Origin of the sequence: Acinetobacter sp. AOR43_HL, from assembly GCF_027854635.1 — a bacterium.
GTDB classification, from domain to species: domain Bacteria; phylum Pseudomonadota; class Gammaproteobacteria; order Pseudomonadales; family Moraxellaceae; genus Acinetobacter; species Acinetobacter pittii.
The window spans coordinates 186,089-201,432 of sequence record NZ_JAKTHX010000029.1; the positions used below are offsets into that span (position 1 = coordinate 186,089).

Sequence of the window (15,344 nt, forward strand, 5' to 3'; positions counted from 1 at the left end):
TTATGCCTTTGTTATCGATACAACAATTACAGAAATCATTTGCACAAAGTCATATTTTACAGGGTATTGATCTGGATGTAGAACAAGGAGAGGTGGTTGTTATTTTAGGTCCATCGGGCTGCGGTAAAAGTACCTTATTGCGCTGTATTAACGGCTTAGAACCGATTCAGGGTGGCGAAATTCGTTTAACTGGCTCAGGTGTACTCGGTAAAGATGTGGACTGGACGAATGCTCGTCAAAAAATTGGCATGGTTTTTCAAAACTATGAGCTGTTTGGGCATATGAATGTCATTGACAACATTTTGCTTGGACCACTCAAAGTACAAAAACGCCATCGCGATGAAGCAGAACAAGTAGCAGATGAGTTGCTAAAGCGAGTGGGATTGTTTGAGCGGAAACTTGATTATCCACGACAACTTTCTGGTGGACAAAAACAGCGTATAGCCATTGTTCGTTCATTGGTCATGCAACCTCAAGTGATTTTACTTGATGAAATTACCGCTGCACTTGATCCGGAAATGGTTAGGGAAGTGCTCGATGTAGTACTGAAATTGGCAAATGAAGGAATGACCATGTTGATTGTGACACATGAGATGTCCTTTGCCCGTAAAGTTGCCGACCGCATTATTTTTATGGATAAGGGCAAGATTATTGAACAGGCTTCACCACAAGAATTTTTTGAACAGCCAAAAACAGAACGAGCGAAAGCCTTCTTAAATATTTTGTCGTACTAAATTTTTATTATTTGAATCATGAGGAAGTGGATGTTTAAACGTAATTCAATAAAAATATTAAGCAGTATTGCCGTTGCTGGGGTGTTATTAACTGCATGTAGTAAAACGCCATCAACTGAACAGGCAAGTAATACTCAAGAAGACCATTCTTTAGAGCAAGTCAAAAAAAATGGGGTACTACGAGTTGCTGTTTTTGCCGATGATCCGCCGTTTGGTTACGTAGATAGTGCGGGGAGTAATCAGGGCTTTGATGTGGCCTTAGCAAAACGTGTGACCAAAGACTTGCTCGGTGATGAAAAGAAAGTTGAGTTTATTGTGACTGAAGCTTCAAATCGGGTGGAGTTTTTAAAATCAAATCGAGCTGATGTTGTATTCGCGACATTTACGGTGACTCCTGAACGCAAAGAGGTTGTCGATTTTGCCGAGCCTTATTTAAAAGGTGCTTTTGGCATTGTATCTCCTAAAGCCAAGCCGATTACAGATATTGCTCAATTAGAAGGTAAGACCTTAATTGTAAATAAAGGCACAAGTTCAGATACCTACTTTACCAAGCATTATCCAAAAGTGAATTTACTTAAGTTTGAAAGAAACTCGGATGCTTTTAAAGCCTTAACTGATGGTCGTGGTGACGCAATTTCACAAGATAGTACCTATGCTTTGGCATGGGCTGCGAAGAACCCAAGTTATGTGGCAGGTATACAGTCTATTGGTGATCAAGAATTTATTGCACCAGCAGTTAAAAAGGGTAATACCCAATTATTGAATTGGCTCAATACTGAAATCAAGCAGCTAAGAACAAGTGGTGAAATTAAGAAAATTTATGATGAAACCTTGAAACCAATTTACGGTGACTCGGTCAATCCGAATGTGTTTTTAGATGTAGGCCAATAATTTTTGATATCGCTAGAGCAGTGTCTAGAAGTAGGCGCTGCTATTTTTAAATAAGACTTTTACAAGAACGATAGGGTGAAATAATGACAACATTAACATTTCAAAACGTAAAGCATATTTTAGCTGCGTCTTTACTGAGTTTAGGTTTAGTTGCATGTGACAAAGGAACTCAGTCTACTGAAAAAACGGCTGATACCACACAAACTACGTCAAGTATTGAACAGATCAAAAAGAATGGTGTTGTACGAATTGGCGTATTTAGTGATAAACCGCCGTTTGGATATTTAGATGCTCAAGGTAAAAACCAAGGCTTTGATGTAGAGATTGCCAAGCATGTCGCTAAAGATTTGCTCGGTGATGAAAACAAAGTTGAGTTTGTTTTAACTGAAGCGGCTAACCGTGTCGAATATTTAAAAGCCAATAAAGTAGATATTATTTTTGCAAACTTTACCATTACACCTGAACGTAAAGAAGTGGTCGATTTTGCTAAACCTTATTTGAAAGTTGCTTTGGGCGTCGTTTCTCCTAAAAGCCATCCGATTATTGATGTGGCTCAACTTAAAGATAAAACTTTACTGGTCAACAAAGGTACAACGGCTGATTCATTCTTCACCAAGACTCATCCAGAAATTAAGCTACAAAAATATGAGCAAAACACTGAAACTTTTGATGCTTTAAAAGATGGTCGTGGTGCTGCGCTTGCCCATGATAACTTGCTGGTTTTAGCGTGGGCTAAAGAAAATCCAAATTACACTGTTGGCATTACCAATTTAGGTGAGCAAGACTTAATTGCACCAGCAGTGAAAAAGGGTGATAAAGAGTTATTGGATTGGTTGAATCAAGATTTAGAGAAATTGGCAAAAGAAGGCGTGATTCATCAGGCTTATGAAAAGACGTTAAAACCAGTCTATGGCGATACGATTAATCCAAAAGATCTATTGGTTGAATAATTCTAATAAAGAGGACTCTAGACAGGATTTGCTCGAGTTAGGGCCGACTAGATTTTTAAAGTCGGCTCTGCTGCTAATTTATCTGCCAAATATTGAATCAACACACTCAATTTAGGCGGGAGATGCCGTGTCGGTGGGTAGAGTAACCACAGCCCACCGCTATAATAGGTCTTAAAATACCAATCTGGTAAAACCTGAACTAAGGTACCTTGTTGTAGAGCATGGCGTGCAACGAAGTATGGCAAGCTCGCAATACCTAAATGCTGTAATGCGGCACTCAAACGCACACCCGTATGATTTGCAGCATAACGACCACGCACGGCAACACTTATCGATTTATTTCCTTGTTGAAATTTCCATTTTGAGTCACTGGCTTGTTCACCCAAGTAAATACATTCATGCTGCTTTAAATCATGAGGGTGGTTCGGTGTGCCATGCTTTGCCAAATATTCAGGCGTAGCACAAACCAAGTGATCAATATCAATGAGTTTTCGACCCATAAGGCCACCGGGTGGTTGCTCTGTAATTCGAAGTGCTAAATCGACTCCATCATCAATGAGATCTACATAACGATCTTCTAAAAGCATTTGTATATCAATTTTCGGGTAGCGTTCTAAAAATTCGGGTAAATGCGGATGAATCATAAAATGTCCCACAGCTTTGGGGACACTCATGCGAATAATACCTTCTGGCTCGACATGAAATTGACCTGAACTTTCCATGACTGCTTGTGCCGCATTTACCATATCTAAACAACGTTGATAAACCTGTTGTCCGCTTTCACTTAAACGAAGTTTCCGTGTGGTCCGATAGAGTAAGCGGGTGCCTAAAGCACGTTCTAAACGGGCAATCGCGCGGCTCACAGCAGAAGGCGTAGTCCCGAGTTGCCTTGCGGTTTCAGAAAAGCTTTCCGACTCGACAACCTTAACGAAAGTCGCCATTTCATTTAACAGAACCAGACTTTGATTTGTGCTCATGAGGCAAAAGTTATTTGGATTTTAATTGGATTATCGCGTCTAAAAAATCGCAATACAATCTTTTAGGTGATTTTCAGGAAACTAAATTGTTATGTGGCAGTTGTATGGACATGAGTTTTTAACGCTAGCTCTTATTCACTTTATGGCAGTGATTTTACCGGGACCAGATTTTGTAGTTACAGTAAGACAAAGTATACGTTATGGCTACTTAATTGGATGTCTGACCGCAATTGGTATTGGCGTTGGGATTTCAGTGCATGTGTTTTATACACTGGTTGGTATTGGTTTTTTAATTCAACAAAGTGAATGGCTCATGTCACTTATCAGAACAGCAGGAGCAGCTTACTTGCTATATTTAGGATGGCAGTGTTTACGTAGCCAGCCGAATACCACTATTGAGATTAATGGCCAAGCAGACAGTGATACACCGAGTTTATTTAAAGCGTTTACAATGGGTTTTCTTACCAATGCGTTAAACCCCAAAGCCACCATCTTTTTTCTGGCAATTTTTACGACGATTGTAAGTACGACCACACCAATGAAAGTTCAGGTTTTTTATGGTGTGTGGATGTGTATGGTCAATGCCATCTGGTTTATGGTGGTGAGTGTGCTGTTTGCTCAGCCTATCGTACGTAAAAGATTTTTGGAGTTTGGGGTTTATTTTGAGCGAGTGATGGGAGTTTTATTAATTGGGATTGCGTTGAGATTGATTTGGGGTTTGTTTAATTAAGTTGGTTTTATTTATAAGTGGATGGACTGTCGCGACGGAGTCTTACCGTTTATACATCAGAAGAACGTAGTTAATTCTGTTACTTTTTTTGGAAAAAGTAACCAAAAAACTTTGTCATCTACAGAACCTGTTCACTGTTTCCATCTATCAGAAAATATTGCAAAAACATTATTTTTATAAATTATGCGCAGGCTGTAGATGACTCTTAGCTCGAGCCGAAGGCTAACCTAGAAATCGAATTTTAAATAATAAGACTCCGCCGTTATAACCACTAATGACTTTTAGTTTAACCTAAAGCTATTCACAAGCTCTTAGATAGCACGACAGAGTATTATCGCTTAAAGTTTTAATTTCTTCAGTCGCCTTCGGCTGGACTTACTTTGGTTTCGCTCAAAGTAAGCAAAAGCATTGTCATCTGCAAAACCTGTCGACTTATTTCATTTAACTACTATTTCACAGAAACAGAATCTTTTTGATGCTACGCAGGTTGCAGACGACTTTTGCTCGAGTACATGTAGTGCTAGAACTATTTGAGTTTTAATAGTTTCCTTATTGAAAAATTGAATTTTAATGATGGCAAATTAATTATAAAAAAAGACCGCTCGAAAGCAGTCCTTTTTGCAAAAATAGATTTAACTGGTACGCTTGTTACGCGTAAGTTGATGTAAAACCGACACCAATAAATCAATTTCTTCAGTCGTATTATAAAAAGCCAAAGATGGACGAACAGTCTGTTCAACGCCAAAGCGACGTAAAATCGGCTGAGCACAGTGATGACCTGAACGTACGGCAATACCATGTTGATTTAAAGCTTTACCGACTTGTTCAGTTGAATAGCCTTGTAAAGTAAAGGACATAACACTGGCTTTGTGATGTGCGGTTCCGATCAGGCGTAAACCTGACACACTACTCAGCGCATTTTGACCATATTCGAGTAGATCATGTTCATAGCGAGCAATGTTATGAATGCCTAGACTTTCGACATATTCAAGTGCAGCACCTAAACCAACAGCATCGGCAATGTTTCCAGTTCCAGCTTCAAACTTGTTTGGTGCAGGTTGGTAAACTACTTGTTCGAAGGTCACATCCTGAATCATGTTACCGCCGCCTTCCCAAACAGGCATGCTTTCTAACAACTCTGGTTTTGCATAGACCGCGCCAATGCCTGTCGGCCCAAACACTTTATGTCCAGAAAACACAAAAAAGTCTGCATCAAGGGCTTGTACATCGGTAGGGATGTGCGAAACAGATTGCGCGCCGTCAACTAACACACGAACACCTTTGGCATGCGCAATTTTAATGACTTCAGCAACAGGTGTGACTGTTCCTAAAGCATTCGAAACTTGAGTAATCGACAGCAGTTTAGTGCGTTCATTAATCAGTTTTGGTAACTCTTCTAAAATAATCTGACCTGTGTCATCCACAGGAATGACTCTTAATTTAGCTCCAGTTTTTTTAGTGAGTTGATACCAAGGCACAATATTGGCATGGTGTTCTAAATGAGAAACAATAATTTCATCACCTGCGCCAATATTTTGCTCACCCCATGTTTTTGCAATCAGGTTAATGCCTTCGGTTGTTCCTCGAACAAAGATAATTTCTTTAGAAGAGGGTGCACCAATAAATCGGGCAACTACATTTCTTGCATGCTCATAGGCATCAGTTGCACGAGCCGCTAACTCATGTGCAGCGCGGTGAATATTTGAGTTTTCATGCTGATAAAAATAAGCAATCCGGTCAATCACGCGCTGCGGTTTTTGTGTGGTCGCAGCATTATCCAACCAAACTAGAGGGCGACCATTGACGCGTTCCTGTAAAATTGGGAAATCACGACGTATGGCATGCACATCGAGTGGTTGAGCACCGCTTGCTACAAAAGTGGGTTGCGATGGTTGATAGTGACTATAATTTTGTCCAGTTTGAGGCAAGTCTAAAAAATAAAATGCAGAGCTTGCCGAGCTTTGGGGAGGCTTGTTCGTTGCAAAACGATCTTCCGTCAGCAATGATTTCAGTTGGTCACCATGTGGCAATTGAAAAGACTGTGCAACTGAATAATTATCTTCAACACCTTTAACAGACGGTTCTGCTGTATTGGGAGCAGAAAAATCATTTAAAAAATAATAAGGTGATTCACCTGCACCAGTGGGTAAGCTGGGTTCAATGCGTGGCACGTTGGGTTCACTATGAGCAGCTTGTGGCAAATGTGGTTCAAATGGTGGGCGTGGCAAATTAGCTCCACCAACCACAGGCGCAGACGCTACAATTCGACGTTCAGGGTAGTCTGGCAAATTTGGAATATGCTCAGGATATTCCGGATTGAGACTTTTCTGAAAGGCGATATTGGGCGCACGACCACTGAGAGCAGAGAATGGTTCACCCGGTTGTGGAGGGTGCGGTGGCGCTCCGACAGGTAAGTCCAAGTTAAGGCCCGATGAAGAAGTCGAACTGCTTGAGCTTGGTAATGCTGAAAAAAACTCATTAGCAAGTCGAGCAATTGTGGACTCATCAGGGAAGTTGGCTGGTGGGTTAACACCAGTCACTTCAGGCCCCGTTGGACTACCTTGCAGATTACTTGTAGTTAACTGGGTAGTCATGATATTTGTCCACCTCCACATCATCTAATACTGCCAACGCATCATCAGTGAGTACTGCAAGTGAGCAATATAACGAGATTAGATACGACGCAATCGCGTTACGGTTGATTCCCATAAAGCGTACTGAAAGCCCTGGTGACTGTTCACCAGCAAGACCTGGTTGGAACAAACCAACAATCCCTTGACGCTTTTCACCTACACGAAGCAGCAAGATTTTAGTTTTGCCATCTTCTACAGGAATTTTATTTGATGGAATGAGTGGAATACCGCGCCATGTAATGAATTGCGAACCGAACAGACTAACCGTTGGAGGGGGTACACCACGGCGTGTACATTCACGTCCAAATGCTGCAATCGCATCAGGGTGTGCTAGGAAAAATCCCGGTTCTTTCCAGACTTTACGTAGCAAATCATCAAGATCATCTGGAGTAGGTGGGCCATTTAAAGTCGAAATACGTTGGTCATCTGTCACACTTGCCAGTAAACCGTATTCAGGGTTATTGATAAGCTCACTTTCTTGACGTTCTTTAATGGTTTCAATCGTTAAACGGAGCTGTTCTTTAATTTGGTCGTGTGGGCTGCTGTAAAGGTCAGCAACACGTGTATGCACATCTAAAACAGTAGATACACCATTTAAAAAGTATTCGCGTGGCTCAGGGTCATAATCGACAAAAGTTTGCGGTAAAGTTGCTTCATCACGTTGTGTACAAGCCACCTGAATATCATCGGTATTATTGACACGGTTTAGGCGATAAATACCTGCTTCAACAGGAATCCACTGAAGTAAGTGAGTCAGCCAGCGGGGAGTAATTGTAGAAAGCTGGGGAGCTGTTTTGGTTGCATTGGCCAGTTGACGGGCCGCATGGTCCCCAAGTGCAAGTTGGGCTTTATCTGTATTTTTCGCCATGAATCATTTTTCCTTATTACATTGGCTTTTTGAAAATAAAAATTCTAGGATGCATATAAACTAGAATTAGTTCTGGTTTTAAAATTAAAATCGCGTTATAAATTTTTTAAATACTGAGCTTATTAATGATTTATCTATTTTCTAAATAAAAATATATTTAAACTAGAAATAAGCATTTAGTTAATACATAAGTTTTTTGTTTATTCATCTCCTTATCTATTTATTTCACATCTATAGTTTTTAACTGGCAATATGATTTTTTTGATAAGACTCATTCGGTGACTGTAAAATCTGGCTACCTGCGGCCACACTATGTGTTAGCCAAACATTCCCCCCAATAATTGACCCTCGGCCAATGGTAATACGGCCTAAAATAGTGGCGCCTGCATAAATCACGACATCATCTTCAACAATCGGATGGCGTATATAGTCTTTTTTCAAAGCACCATCATCATTGGTTTCAAAGCGTTTTGCCCCCAGTGTTACCGCCTGATAAATACGTACACGTTCCCCAATGACACTAGTTTCACCAATCACCACACCCGTACCATGATCGATGAAGAATCCTTTGCCGATTTGCGCACCCGGATGAATATCAATACCCGTAGCAGAGTGGGCTAATTCCGAAATAATGCGTGACAATAAAGGCACTTGAGCATAGAGCTGATGCGCAATTCGGTGATAAATAATCGCAAATATGCCCGGATAGCAGAGCAGTACTTCATCCACACTATGCGCCGCTGGATCGCCTTCATAGGCCGCACGTACATCGCCGTCTAAAAGACGTCGTATAGAAGGCAATGTGTTGGCAAAATCCTGCACAATAGTTTGAGCAAGTTCGTCTGGGTGTTGGACTGTGTTCGAATGACTCAAATGACGTTTTGCTTCATAATTTAAAGTCAGTTGTACTTGAGCATGTAAGGCTGTGAGTACCCGATTTAAAGTATAGGCAATATAAGAATCTTCAGTTTCTTGACGTAAGTCAGCAGGGCCTAAACGCATTGGAAATAAAATCCCGCACAGGTCATCTAAAATGGCTTTTAAAGCTTCTTTAGATGGAAGTTCACGGCCCCCAAATTCTTTTGTTCTGTGCTGTTGCTGACGCCAGTCATGCCTTGCTTGTTGTAAACCTTGTACAACCGCATTAATGTTCCATTGAGTCACAAGCTTTCCTTGATTCACTGAAAATTGATTAAAATATTAGTCTTGTTGCCAAGGAAGTTGATGGATGCGCCAGCCATTTTTCTGATTACGCTGTTGCTGATCATTTAGATCACCTTCGAAGCCTTCAAGAACGTTATAAATGTGCTCAAAACCAGCATTAAATGCGGCCTCGGCAGCTTGTGTTGAACGGTTGCCACTACGACATAACAAAAGAATGGTTTTATCTTTGCCAACTTTTGATTCAAGTTCTTTTAAAAAGCGTGGATTACGGTTAAATGACGTGCCTGTTGCCCATGCGACATGAATACTTTCAGGGACATAACCCACAAATTTGCGTTCTTCATTGGTACGCACATCAACTAAAACTGCTTCTCCTTGTTGTACGAGCTGCCATGCGTCAACAGGTGATAAACTGCCACTAAAATTTAGTTCGTGTTCTTGTGCATATTGCTGTGCTTTAGCAAGAATATCTTCGGCTGAAAAGGATGTATTTGAAACATTTGAGATAAAACCTTGTGGATTTTCAGTATTTAATTTAGCGTTCATTGAATATATCCTTATCTTTGATTCAGATCGTTAAGGTTCAATTTACGCGTTTTTAAATATAAGCAAAAATAAGGAATATCTATTTATATATATTATTTTAATAAATAAGAGCGGTGAATATTTTATATAAAATAGTATTAGTTAATCTTATAAAGTTATTAAAATAAAATAGATTTAAGAAATTTTATTATTTAGTAAAAACCGTGAGAATTAAAATAATCCACACGGTTTTAAATATTAAGCAAATCCACCATTTACTCGAATGACTTGGGAGTTTACCCAGCGCCCATCTGGACCAGCCAACAGGGCCACTACGTCAGCAATTTCGTTAGGTGTTCCGATTCGTTCCAATGGAGCAAGTTTTGCAATAGCCGCCACTTGCTCTTCAGTTTTTCCATTATAAAAAAGGTCAGTACCTGTTGGACCAGGTGCAACAGCATTTACAGTGATATTGCGTCCACGTAACTCATTTACTAACACATGTACCAAACCTTCGACACCTGCTTTTGAAGCAATATAAGGACCATATGCTGGGAAAGATTTGGCAATTACACTGGTTGAAAGCGCAATAATCCGACCACCATCTGGCACTGTTTCGGCCGCATGCGCCAATATTAAAAACGAGCCACGTAAATTGGTATGAATCACTTTATCGAAATCTGGCAGGCTTTCAGGTGTAATTTTTGCCATAGGCATAATACCGGCACTATGAACTACCACATCTACTTGACCGTTAATGGTCTTTGCCTCTTGAAATAAACGGCTCACCTCATGTTCATTTGCAACGTCCGCTTGAATAGCTGAGGCTTGACCACCTTGCTCAATAATATGTTCTACAGTGGCTTGGGCATGCACTTTATTGCCAGCATAATTAACAATCACATAAAAACCATCTTGAGCTAAACGTTCTGCAATAGCACGGCCAATACCACGTGATGCACCAGTAACCAGAGCTGTTTTTCTTGAAATATTCATTTTTAGATTGCCTATTTGATTAAGTATGGCTTATTTTAATAATATAGAAATATGGGATAAATCATCAGAATTGGATAAGATAATTCCATATTTATTAATAATAGACAGGGTTAAAAGCGAGCGCCATGGATAAATTTGATACCTTGCAACTTTTTACCCGCATCGTAGAGCTGGGTAGTTTTAGTCAGGCAGCCGATCAGCTGAATATCCCACGCGCTACAGCAAGTAATGCCATTAAGGAGTTAGAAAATAATTTACAGTGCCGTTTGCTAGAGCGGACGACTCGGCATGTAAGACCATCACTAGATGGGCAGGCATTTTATGAGCGTTGTACACAAATATTATCGGAACTCGATGATGCCGAATCGTCTTTACGCAATGTAATTGCTCAGCCCCGTGGTTTATTACGTGTCGATTTATCAGGCGCACATGCGACTAAAATTGTTTTACCCAATATCGATCAATTTCATCAACTGTATCCCGACATTGAACTTGTAATCAGTACGGGTGATCGCTTGGTTGATCTGATTAGGGAAGGGATAGACTGTGTGGTGAGAGCGGGACGTTTGGATGATTCCACTTTAATTGCTAGACATTTGGTCGATATGCCACAAGTCATTTGTGCAAATCCTGACTATTTAAATAAACATGGAACACCTCAGCAACCAGAAGATTTGTTAGTACATTATTGTGTTAATTTCTTTTCGACATCAGGCGGGCGAAATTATCCATTTGAATTGATGGTGAATGGCAAAAAACAAGATTATTTTTTAAAAAGCTGGATCGCGGTAAATGACGCTGAAAACTATGTATTATCTGCTTTACGTGGGGCAGGCTTAATTCAAGTACCGCGCTATCATGTAGCGAATGAGTTAAAAGACGGGCAGTTGGTTGAGGTTTTATCTGAATGGCAAATCCCGAAGATGTCAGTTTCTGCTTTATATCCGCAGCATCGGCAGCTCTCGCCACGCGTACGCGTTTTTGTCGCTTGGCTGAGTGAGTTATATACGAGTTATTTTGCCAACTTTGAATACCCGCAAAAATGAAATATCTTGCGGGTAAGTCAAAAACTGAATGATATTTTTAAGACTGATTCTGTAATTTATCTTGAGTTTGGGTCTCAAAATCGCTCGCATTATGACGTTCATGCAACTGTGTGGCTAAATCACCAAAGGTACGGTTGACCATACGGCCACGTTGTACCGCAGGGCGCGCTAAAATCGCATCTGCCCAGCGCTGAACATTTTTATATTGATCGACACCTAAAAACTCCGCGCCGTTATACACCCAGTTTTTAACAAGACCGCCATACCAAGGGAATGCTGCAATATCAGCGATGCTATATTCAGAACCAGCTAAATATTCATGCTTTGCTAGATGCTGATCTAACACATCAAGTAAACGTTTCGTTTCCAAGGCAAAGCGGTTAATTGCATATTCAACTTTAACAGGTGCATAAGCATAAAAATGCCCAAAACCACCACCTAGGTAAGGCGCGCTGCCCATTTGCCAGAATAACCAATTGAGACATTCAGTACGTGCAGCAATATCAGTTGGAATGAAAGCTTTAAACTTTTCAGCCAAATAAAGCAAAATTGAGCCAGATTCAAACACTCTTAAGGGTGGGTTTTGGCTATGGTCAACTAACGCTGGAATTTTAGAGTTTGGATTAATTTCTACAAAGCCACTACCAAATTGCTGTCCTTCTCCGATTTTAATCAGCCATGCATCATATTCAGCATCTTGATGTCCTAATGCTAAAAGCTCTTCTAACAAAATAGTGACTTTTTGACCATTAGGCGTTGCTAAAGAGTAGAGCTGGAGCGGATGTTTCCCAACTGGAAGTGTATGTTCATAACGAGCACCTGAGGTAGGTTGGTTTAAATCGGTTTTTTCTCCAGTCCATTGCCAAACTTGTGGAGGAATATAGTTTGAATCACTCATTTTTTATCTCGTGTTGGGTGTAAATATAAGGATTTATTTATGTCGTAAGGCAAGCCATTTTTGTACAGTCGGTCTTTGCCATTGCTGTAATGCATAGTTTTTTAGGCGCTCTGGTACAGCATCACCATTTTGAATAAGGCGTTGCAACATTAGGGCAAGTTCAGCATCCACAATGCTCCATGAACCAAAAAGAAATTCGGCATCAGACGCAAGAAGTTTTTCTGCAACAAAGAAAAGTTTTTCCGCTGCTTTTTTGCCTTCTTCTGAAAGTGGAGTAGAGGTGGGCTGAATAAAAATGACATCGGTTGGACGTTCAGTTCTTAATGCAACTAAGTCTGATCGGAGCCATGCCTGAATTTGTCTTGCTCTTGCGCGTGCTTGAATATCTTTTGGATAAATAGCTGTGTCTGGATAAAGCTCTTCAAGATATTCCAAAATGGCGGAGGATTCTGATAAGGCAAAATCGTTATGCTCGAGTACAGGCACTTTGGCAGTTAATGACTTTTCTACATAAGATTTTTCAAACTGGCCTTGCTGGCCTAAGTTGATGGTCGCTATTTCAAATGGAATTTGTTTTTCATGTAGTCCTACAAAAACAGTAAACGCGTAGGGACTTAGAAATTGTGAATCTGTGTACAGCTTAAAATATTCATTATTCATTGTTATTGTCCATGTCATAAAACAATCGGCTCTAGTCTAAGTGAGCTGATCCAAGATTGGGTAGCTTTTTTGTGGAAAAGCTTTATCGGTTTTTGAATTAAGCCATTTCAGTGTTCAACGTTAGAGCTTAATGTGCTGAAAATGTTGACGAACAATACTAAGCCACGCCTGTACAGCTGGTGAGACAGGAAGATTCTTTTTCCAAGCCATCACTAAGTGCCACTGAATATTTGGTTTCTCAAGTGGCACTGCTGCAAATAAAGTCGGGTCAAGCATGTCAGTATAATACTGTGGGAGAAGTGCAATCCCCATTCGTTGTAATACCATATCTGCCAAGAGGTGCCATTGGCTGGTCCGGCAAGCAATAGTTGGGTAAAAACCATGCTGCTTACAGGCATCGAGAATAATACTGTTTAAAGAGAAATTTTCAGGAAACATCAAAAACGATTGGTGTTGTAATTCTTCTAGATTTATTTTTTTACGGCTTGCCCAAGTTGCATCCCGACGTAAAAGGACCATTAAAGGGTAGTTACATAACTCGATGCTATTAAAAGTTTGCTCATCAAAAGGCTGCAATAAAACGCCCACATCTAGCTCGTTATTCAGCAATGCTTGTTCAATACCACGTGAACCCACTTCCATGAAAGCCAATTCAATATCTGGCAATTGCTGATGATAATCAAACAGGGCAGTCGTCAGAAGCTGCGAACCTAAAGGTGGAACGCCAAGTTTTAAAGTCCCAGTTTTTAATTGTTGGTAGTTTTCAATTTCAAGAAAAATGTTCTGTTCTGCCTGAAGAAGCTCGACCGCATGTTGATATATGCGCTCTCCAATTTCGGTTAATTCAATTTGTCTTTTTCGTCCATGATCGGGTTTAACCAAAAGCTGTACCTGAAGCTGCTCTTCGAGTTGTTGTAATATTTTACTAATAGTCGGTTGAGTCAGATACAACTCTTCAGCAGTACGGGTAAAACTTTTAGTTTTAACCAGAGTAACAAAGCACTGTAATGATTTTAGAGAAAGCATAATAAAGAATAGATTATTCCATTTTGGAATAATATTAACATGAATAATTCATATTTAGCAGGTTTAACCAAGCTAGCATAATAGTGTAGTTAACCATCTAATTTCGCAAAATGAGTACTGAATCTGCTTCTAGAACACCCACACAACCTTCACTATTCGTGTTAGTTAAACAAATTTTGATTTTGGCTGGTTTTTGGTGGGTCGGATATCTCTTACATCAAAAACTTGGCGTACCTGTCTCGGCAGGCATTTTAGGTATGTTTTTATTGCTTCTATGCCTGTTCTTTAAAATTATCAAAATAGATCAGGTGGCAATAGGAGCAACCGTTGTTTTAGGTGAGCTGTTACTGTTTTTTGTGCCCGTTGTAGTTGCCGTAGTTCAGTATAAAACTTTGTTTATGACCGAAGGCTGGCAAATCGTCTTGAGCATTGCGGTTGGGACCATTTCGGTCATGCTCAGTACATGTCTGACGATTCACTATTACAATCGTTTGAAAGCTTATTTACAGGCTCGAAAACGTCTTCAACATAAGCATATCTAAAGAGCAAAACGACATGAATATTTGGTCAATTCTTTGTCTGATCTGGACTTTGGCAGCCTATGTTGTGGCAAAGCGAATCTATCAGAAAAATCCAAAACTTTGGTTGTCGCCTGCGATTAGTGTGCCTGTACTCACCATCATTTTGATGACGATTTTTGGAATTTCATATCAAACTTATGCTGAAGATACGCAGTGGATTGTTAATTTATTAGGACCAGCAACGGTTGCGTTTGCTGTACCGATTTATCGCTATCGGGAAACAATTCGTAAAAACCTTGGGGTCCTTTCGATTGCGATTATTGTGGGCATGAGTGTAGGTGTGATGTCTGCCTATGAAATGGCGCAGTGGTTCCACTTTAGCCCGGAAGTGACCAACAGTTTAATGGCACGTTCTATTTCAACTCCATTTGCCATGATTTTAGCTGAAGATATTCACGGTTCGGCAGCATTGGTTTCACTATTTACCGTTATTACTGGTTTGGTTGGTATGATTTGTGGCGATGCAATTTTAGCGATCACTAAAATCCGTTCTAATGTAGCAAATGGGGCAGCTTTCGGAAATGCAGCCCACGGTTTTGGTACAGTTAGAGCACAGCAGCGCAATAGTGAAGAAGGTGTAATTGCCAGTTTGACCATGGTCATTGCAGGTATTTTAATGGTGCTGATTGGGCCATTTGCCATTCATCTATGGTTGCTACTGTAAA

At 40.3% G+C, this 15,344-nt stretch carries 16 protein-coding genes; 7 read left to right on the forward strand and 9 right to left on the reverse strand.

Features of this window, described 5'->3' with window-relative positions; genetic code table 11:
• Window positions 1–2: 2 nt before the first annotated feature.
• The 3 genes from MKL33_RS12710 (at window position 3) to MKL33_RS12720 (ending at window position 2,575) form a co-directional block, all read left to right on the forward strand.
• Window positions 3–734: an amino acid ABC transporter ATP-binding protein gene (locus MKL33_RS12710; RefSeq protein WP_270907074.1), complete on the forward strand. Its 732-nt coding sequence runs from the start codon at window positions 3–5 to the stop codon at window positions 732–734.
• A gap of 30 nt (window positions 735–764) precedes the next feature.
• A complete protein-coding gene (locus tag MKL33_RS12715) occupies window positions 765–1,625 on the forward strand; it encodes a transporter substrate-binding domain-containing protein (RefSeq protein ID WP_270907075.1) in 861 nt (286 codons plus the stop codon).
• Between the two features lie 83 nt (window positions 1,626–1,708).
• A complete protein-coding gene (locus tag MKL33_RS12720; RefSeq protein ID WP_270907076.1) occupies window positions 1,709–2,575 on the forward strand; it encodes a cysteine ABC transporter substrate-binding protein in 867 nt (288 codons plus the stop codon).
• 47 nt (window positions 2,576–2,622) lie between these two features.
• On the opposite strand, the gene MKL33_RS12725 is transcribed toward MKL33_RS12720, so the two are convergent.
• The gene (locus tag MKL33_RS12725; protein ID WP_270907077.1) at window positions 2,623–3,552 is read right to left on the reverse strand and encodes a LysR family transcriptional regulator; all 930 of its coding nucleotides are present in this window, start codon (window positions 3,550–3,552) and stop codon (window positions 2,623–2,625) included.
• Between the two features lie 91 nt (window positions 3,553–3,643).
• On the opposite strand from MKL33_RS12725, the gene MKL33_RS12730 reads away from it, so the two are divergent.
• On the forward strand, window positions 3,644–4,282 hold the full coding sequence (locus MKL33_RS12730) for a LysE family translocator (RefSeq protein WP_060466456.1): 639 nt from the start codon (window positions 3,644–3,646) through the stop codon (window positions 4,280–4,282).
• 632 nt (window positions 4,283–4,914) lie between these two features.
• Here MKL33_RS12730 and MKL33_RS12740 read toward each other — a convergent pair.
• From MKL33_RS12740 to MKL33_RS12760, 5 genes are all read right to left on the reverse strand, one after another.
• Entirely contained in the window at window positions 4,915–6,876 is a 1,962-nt protein-coding gene (locus MKL33_RS12740) for a family 2A encapsulin nanocompartment cargo protein cysteine desulfurase (protein WP_060466455.1), read from the reverse strand.
• A complete protein-coding gene (locus MKL33_RS12745; RefSeq protein ID WP_001107594.1) occupies window positions 6,851–7,783 on the reverse strand; it encodes a family 2A encapsulin nanocompartment shell protein in 933 nt (310 codons plus the stop codon). The genes MKL33_RS12740 and MKL33_RS12745 overlap by 26 nt, the downstream gene beginning before the upstream one ends.
• A 240-nt stretch (window positions 7,784–8,023) precedes the next feature.
• Entirely contained in the window at window positions 8,024–8,965 is a 942-nt protein-coding gene (gene epsC, locus MKL33_RS12750; RefSeq protein WP_270907078.1) for a serine O-acetyltransferase EpsC, read from the reverse strand.
• A gap of 18 nt (window positions 8,966–8,983) precedes the next feature.
• Entirely contained in the window at window positions 8,984–9,493 is a 510-nt protein-coding gene (locus MKL33_RS12755) for a rhodanese-like domain-containing protein (protein ID WP_270907079.1), read from the reverse strand.
• 237 nt (window positions 9,494–9,730) lie between these two features.
• Window positions 9,731–10,468, reverse strand: a complete 738-nt coding sequence (locus MKL33_RS12760; RefSeq protein ID WP_270907080.1) for an SDR family oxidoreductase — start codon at window positions 10,466–10,468, stop codon at window positions 9,731–9,733.
• 125 nt (window positions 10,469–10,593) lie between these two features.
• Between MKL33_RS12760 and MKL33_RS12765 the strand changes: the two genes are divergently transcribed.
• Window positions 10,594–11,514, forward strand: coding sequence for a LysR family transcriptional regulator (locus tag MKL33_RS12765; RefSeq protein ID WP_270907081.1), 921 nt, complete (start codon window positions 10,594–10,596; stop codon window positions 11,512–11,514).
• Between the two features lie 37 nt (window positions 11,515–11,551).
• Here MKL33_RS12765 and yghU read toward each other — a convergent pair whose 3' ends face one another.
• The 3 genes from yghU to MKL33_RS12780 all read right to left on the reverse strand — a co-directional run bounded on the left by yghU (window position 11,552) and on the right by MKL33_RS12780 (window position 14,098).
• The gene (gene yghU, locus MKL33_RS12770; RefSeq protein WP_270907082.1) at window positions 11,552–12,412 is read right to left on the reverse strand and encodes a glutathione-dependent disulfide-bond oxidoreductase; all 861 of its coding nucleotides are present in this window, start codon (window positions 12,410–12,412) and stop codon (window positions 11,552–11,554) included.
• 33 nt (window positions 12,413–12,445) lie between these two features.
• Complete coding sequence (gene yfcF, locus MKL33_RS12775) at window positions 12,446–13,072, reverse strand: glutathione transferase (RefSeq protein ID WP_262447622.1); 627 nt, start codon at window positions 13,070–13,072, stop codon at window positions 12,446–12,448.
• 120 nt (window positions 13,073–13,192) lie between these two features.
• A complete protein-coding gene (locus tag MKL33_RS12780; RefSeq protein WP_270907083.1) occupies window positions 13,193–14,098 on the reverse strand; it encodes a LysR family transcriptional regulator in 906 nt (301 codons plus the stop codon).
• A 110-nt stretch (window positions 14,099–14,208) separates the two neighbouring features.
• Between MKL33_RS12780 and MKL33_RS12785 the strand changes: the two genes are divergently transcribed.
• Window positions 14,209–14,640 carry a CidA/LrgA family protein gene (locus tag MKL33_RS12785; RefSeq protein ID WP_270907084.1) on the forward strand — a complete coding sequence of 144 codons (432 nt, stop codon included), beginning with the start codon at window positions 14,209–14,211 and terminating at the stop codon, window positions 14,638–14,640.
• Between the two features lie 13 nt (window positions 14,641–14,653).
• A complete protein-coding gene (locus tag MKL33_RS12790; RefSeq protein ID WP_002157453.1) occupies window positions 14,654–15,343 on the forward strand; it encodes an LrgB family protein in 690 nt (229 codons plus the stop codon).
• Window position 15,344 lies beyond the last annotated feature (1 nt).

Excerpts from the sequence above, each read along its gene's own strand:
- MKL33_RS12780 (WP_270907083.1), bottom strand. The coding sequence starts at position 14,098 with ATGCTTTCTCTAAAATCATTACAGTGCTTTGTTACTCTGGTTAAAACT.
- yghU (WP_270907082.1), bottom strand. The coding sequence starts at position 12,412 with ATGAGTGATTCAAACTATATTCCTCCACAAGTTTGGCAATGGACTGGA.
- MKL33_RS12760 (WP_270907080.1), bottom strand. The coding sequence starts at position 10,468 with ATGAATATTTCAAGAAAAACAGCTCTGGTTACTGGTGCATCACGTGGT.
- MKL33_RS12765 (WP_270907081.1), top strand. The coding sequence starts at position 10,594 with ATGGATAAATTTGATACCTTGCAACTTTTTACCCGCATCGTAGAGCTG.
- MKL33_RS12710 (WP_270907074.1), top strand. The coding sequence starts at position 3 with ATGCCTTTGTTATCGATACAACAATTACAGAAATCATTTGCACAAAGT.
- MKL33_RS12725 (WP_270907077.1), bottom strand. The coding sequence starts at position 3,552 with ATGAGCACAAATCAAAGTCTGGTTCTGTTAAATGAAATGGCGACTTTC.
- MKL33_RS12790 (WP_002157453.1), top strand. The coding sequence starts at position 14,654 with ATGAATATTTGGTCAATTCTTTGTCTGATCTGGACTTTGGCAGCCTAT.
- MKL33_RS12730 (WP_060466456.1), top strand. The coding sequence starts at position 3,644 with ATGTGGCAGTTGTATGGACATGAGTTTTTAACGCTAGCTCTTATTCAC.
- MKL33_RS12740 (WP_060466455.1), bottom strand. The coding sequence starts at position 6,876 with ATGACTACCCAGTTAACTACAAGTAATCTGCAAGGTAGTCCAACGGGG.
- MKL33_RS12720 (WP_270907076.1), top strand. The coding sequence starts at position 1,709 with ATGACAACATTAACATTTCAAAACGTAAAGCATATTTTAGCTGCGTCT.
- MKL33_RS12785 (WP_270907084.1), top strand. The coding sequence starts at position 14,209 with ATGAGTACTGAATCTGCTTCTAGAACACCCACACAACCTTCACTATTC.
- MKL33_RS12715 (WP_270907075.1), top strand. The coding sequence starts at position 765 with ATGTTTAAACGTAATTCAATAAAAATATTAAGCAGTATTGCCGTTGCT.
- MKL33_RS12745 (WP_001107594.1), bottom strand. The coding sequence starts at position 7,783 with ATGGCGAAAAATACAGATAAAGCCCAACTTGCACTTGGGGACCATGCG.
- MKL33_RS12755 (WP_270907079.1), bottom strand. The coding sequence starts at position 9,493 with ATGAACGCTAAATTAAATACTGAAAATCCACAAGGTTTTATCTCAAAT.
- yfcF (WP_262447622.1), bottom strand. The coding sequence starts at position 13,072 with ATGAATAATGAATATTTTAAGCTGTACACAGATTCACAATTTCTAAGT.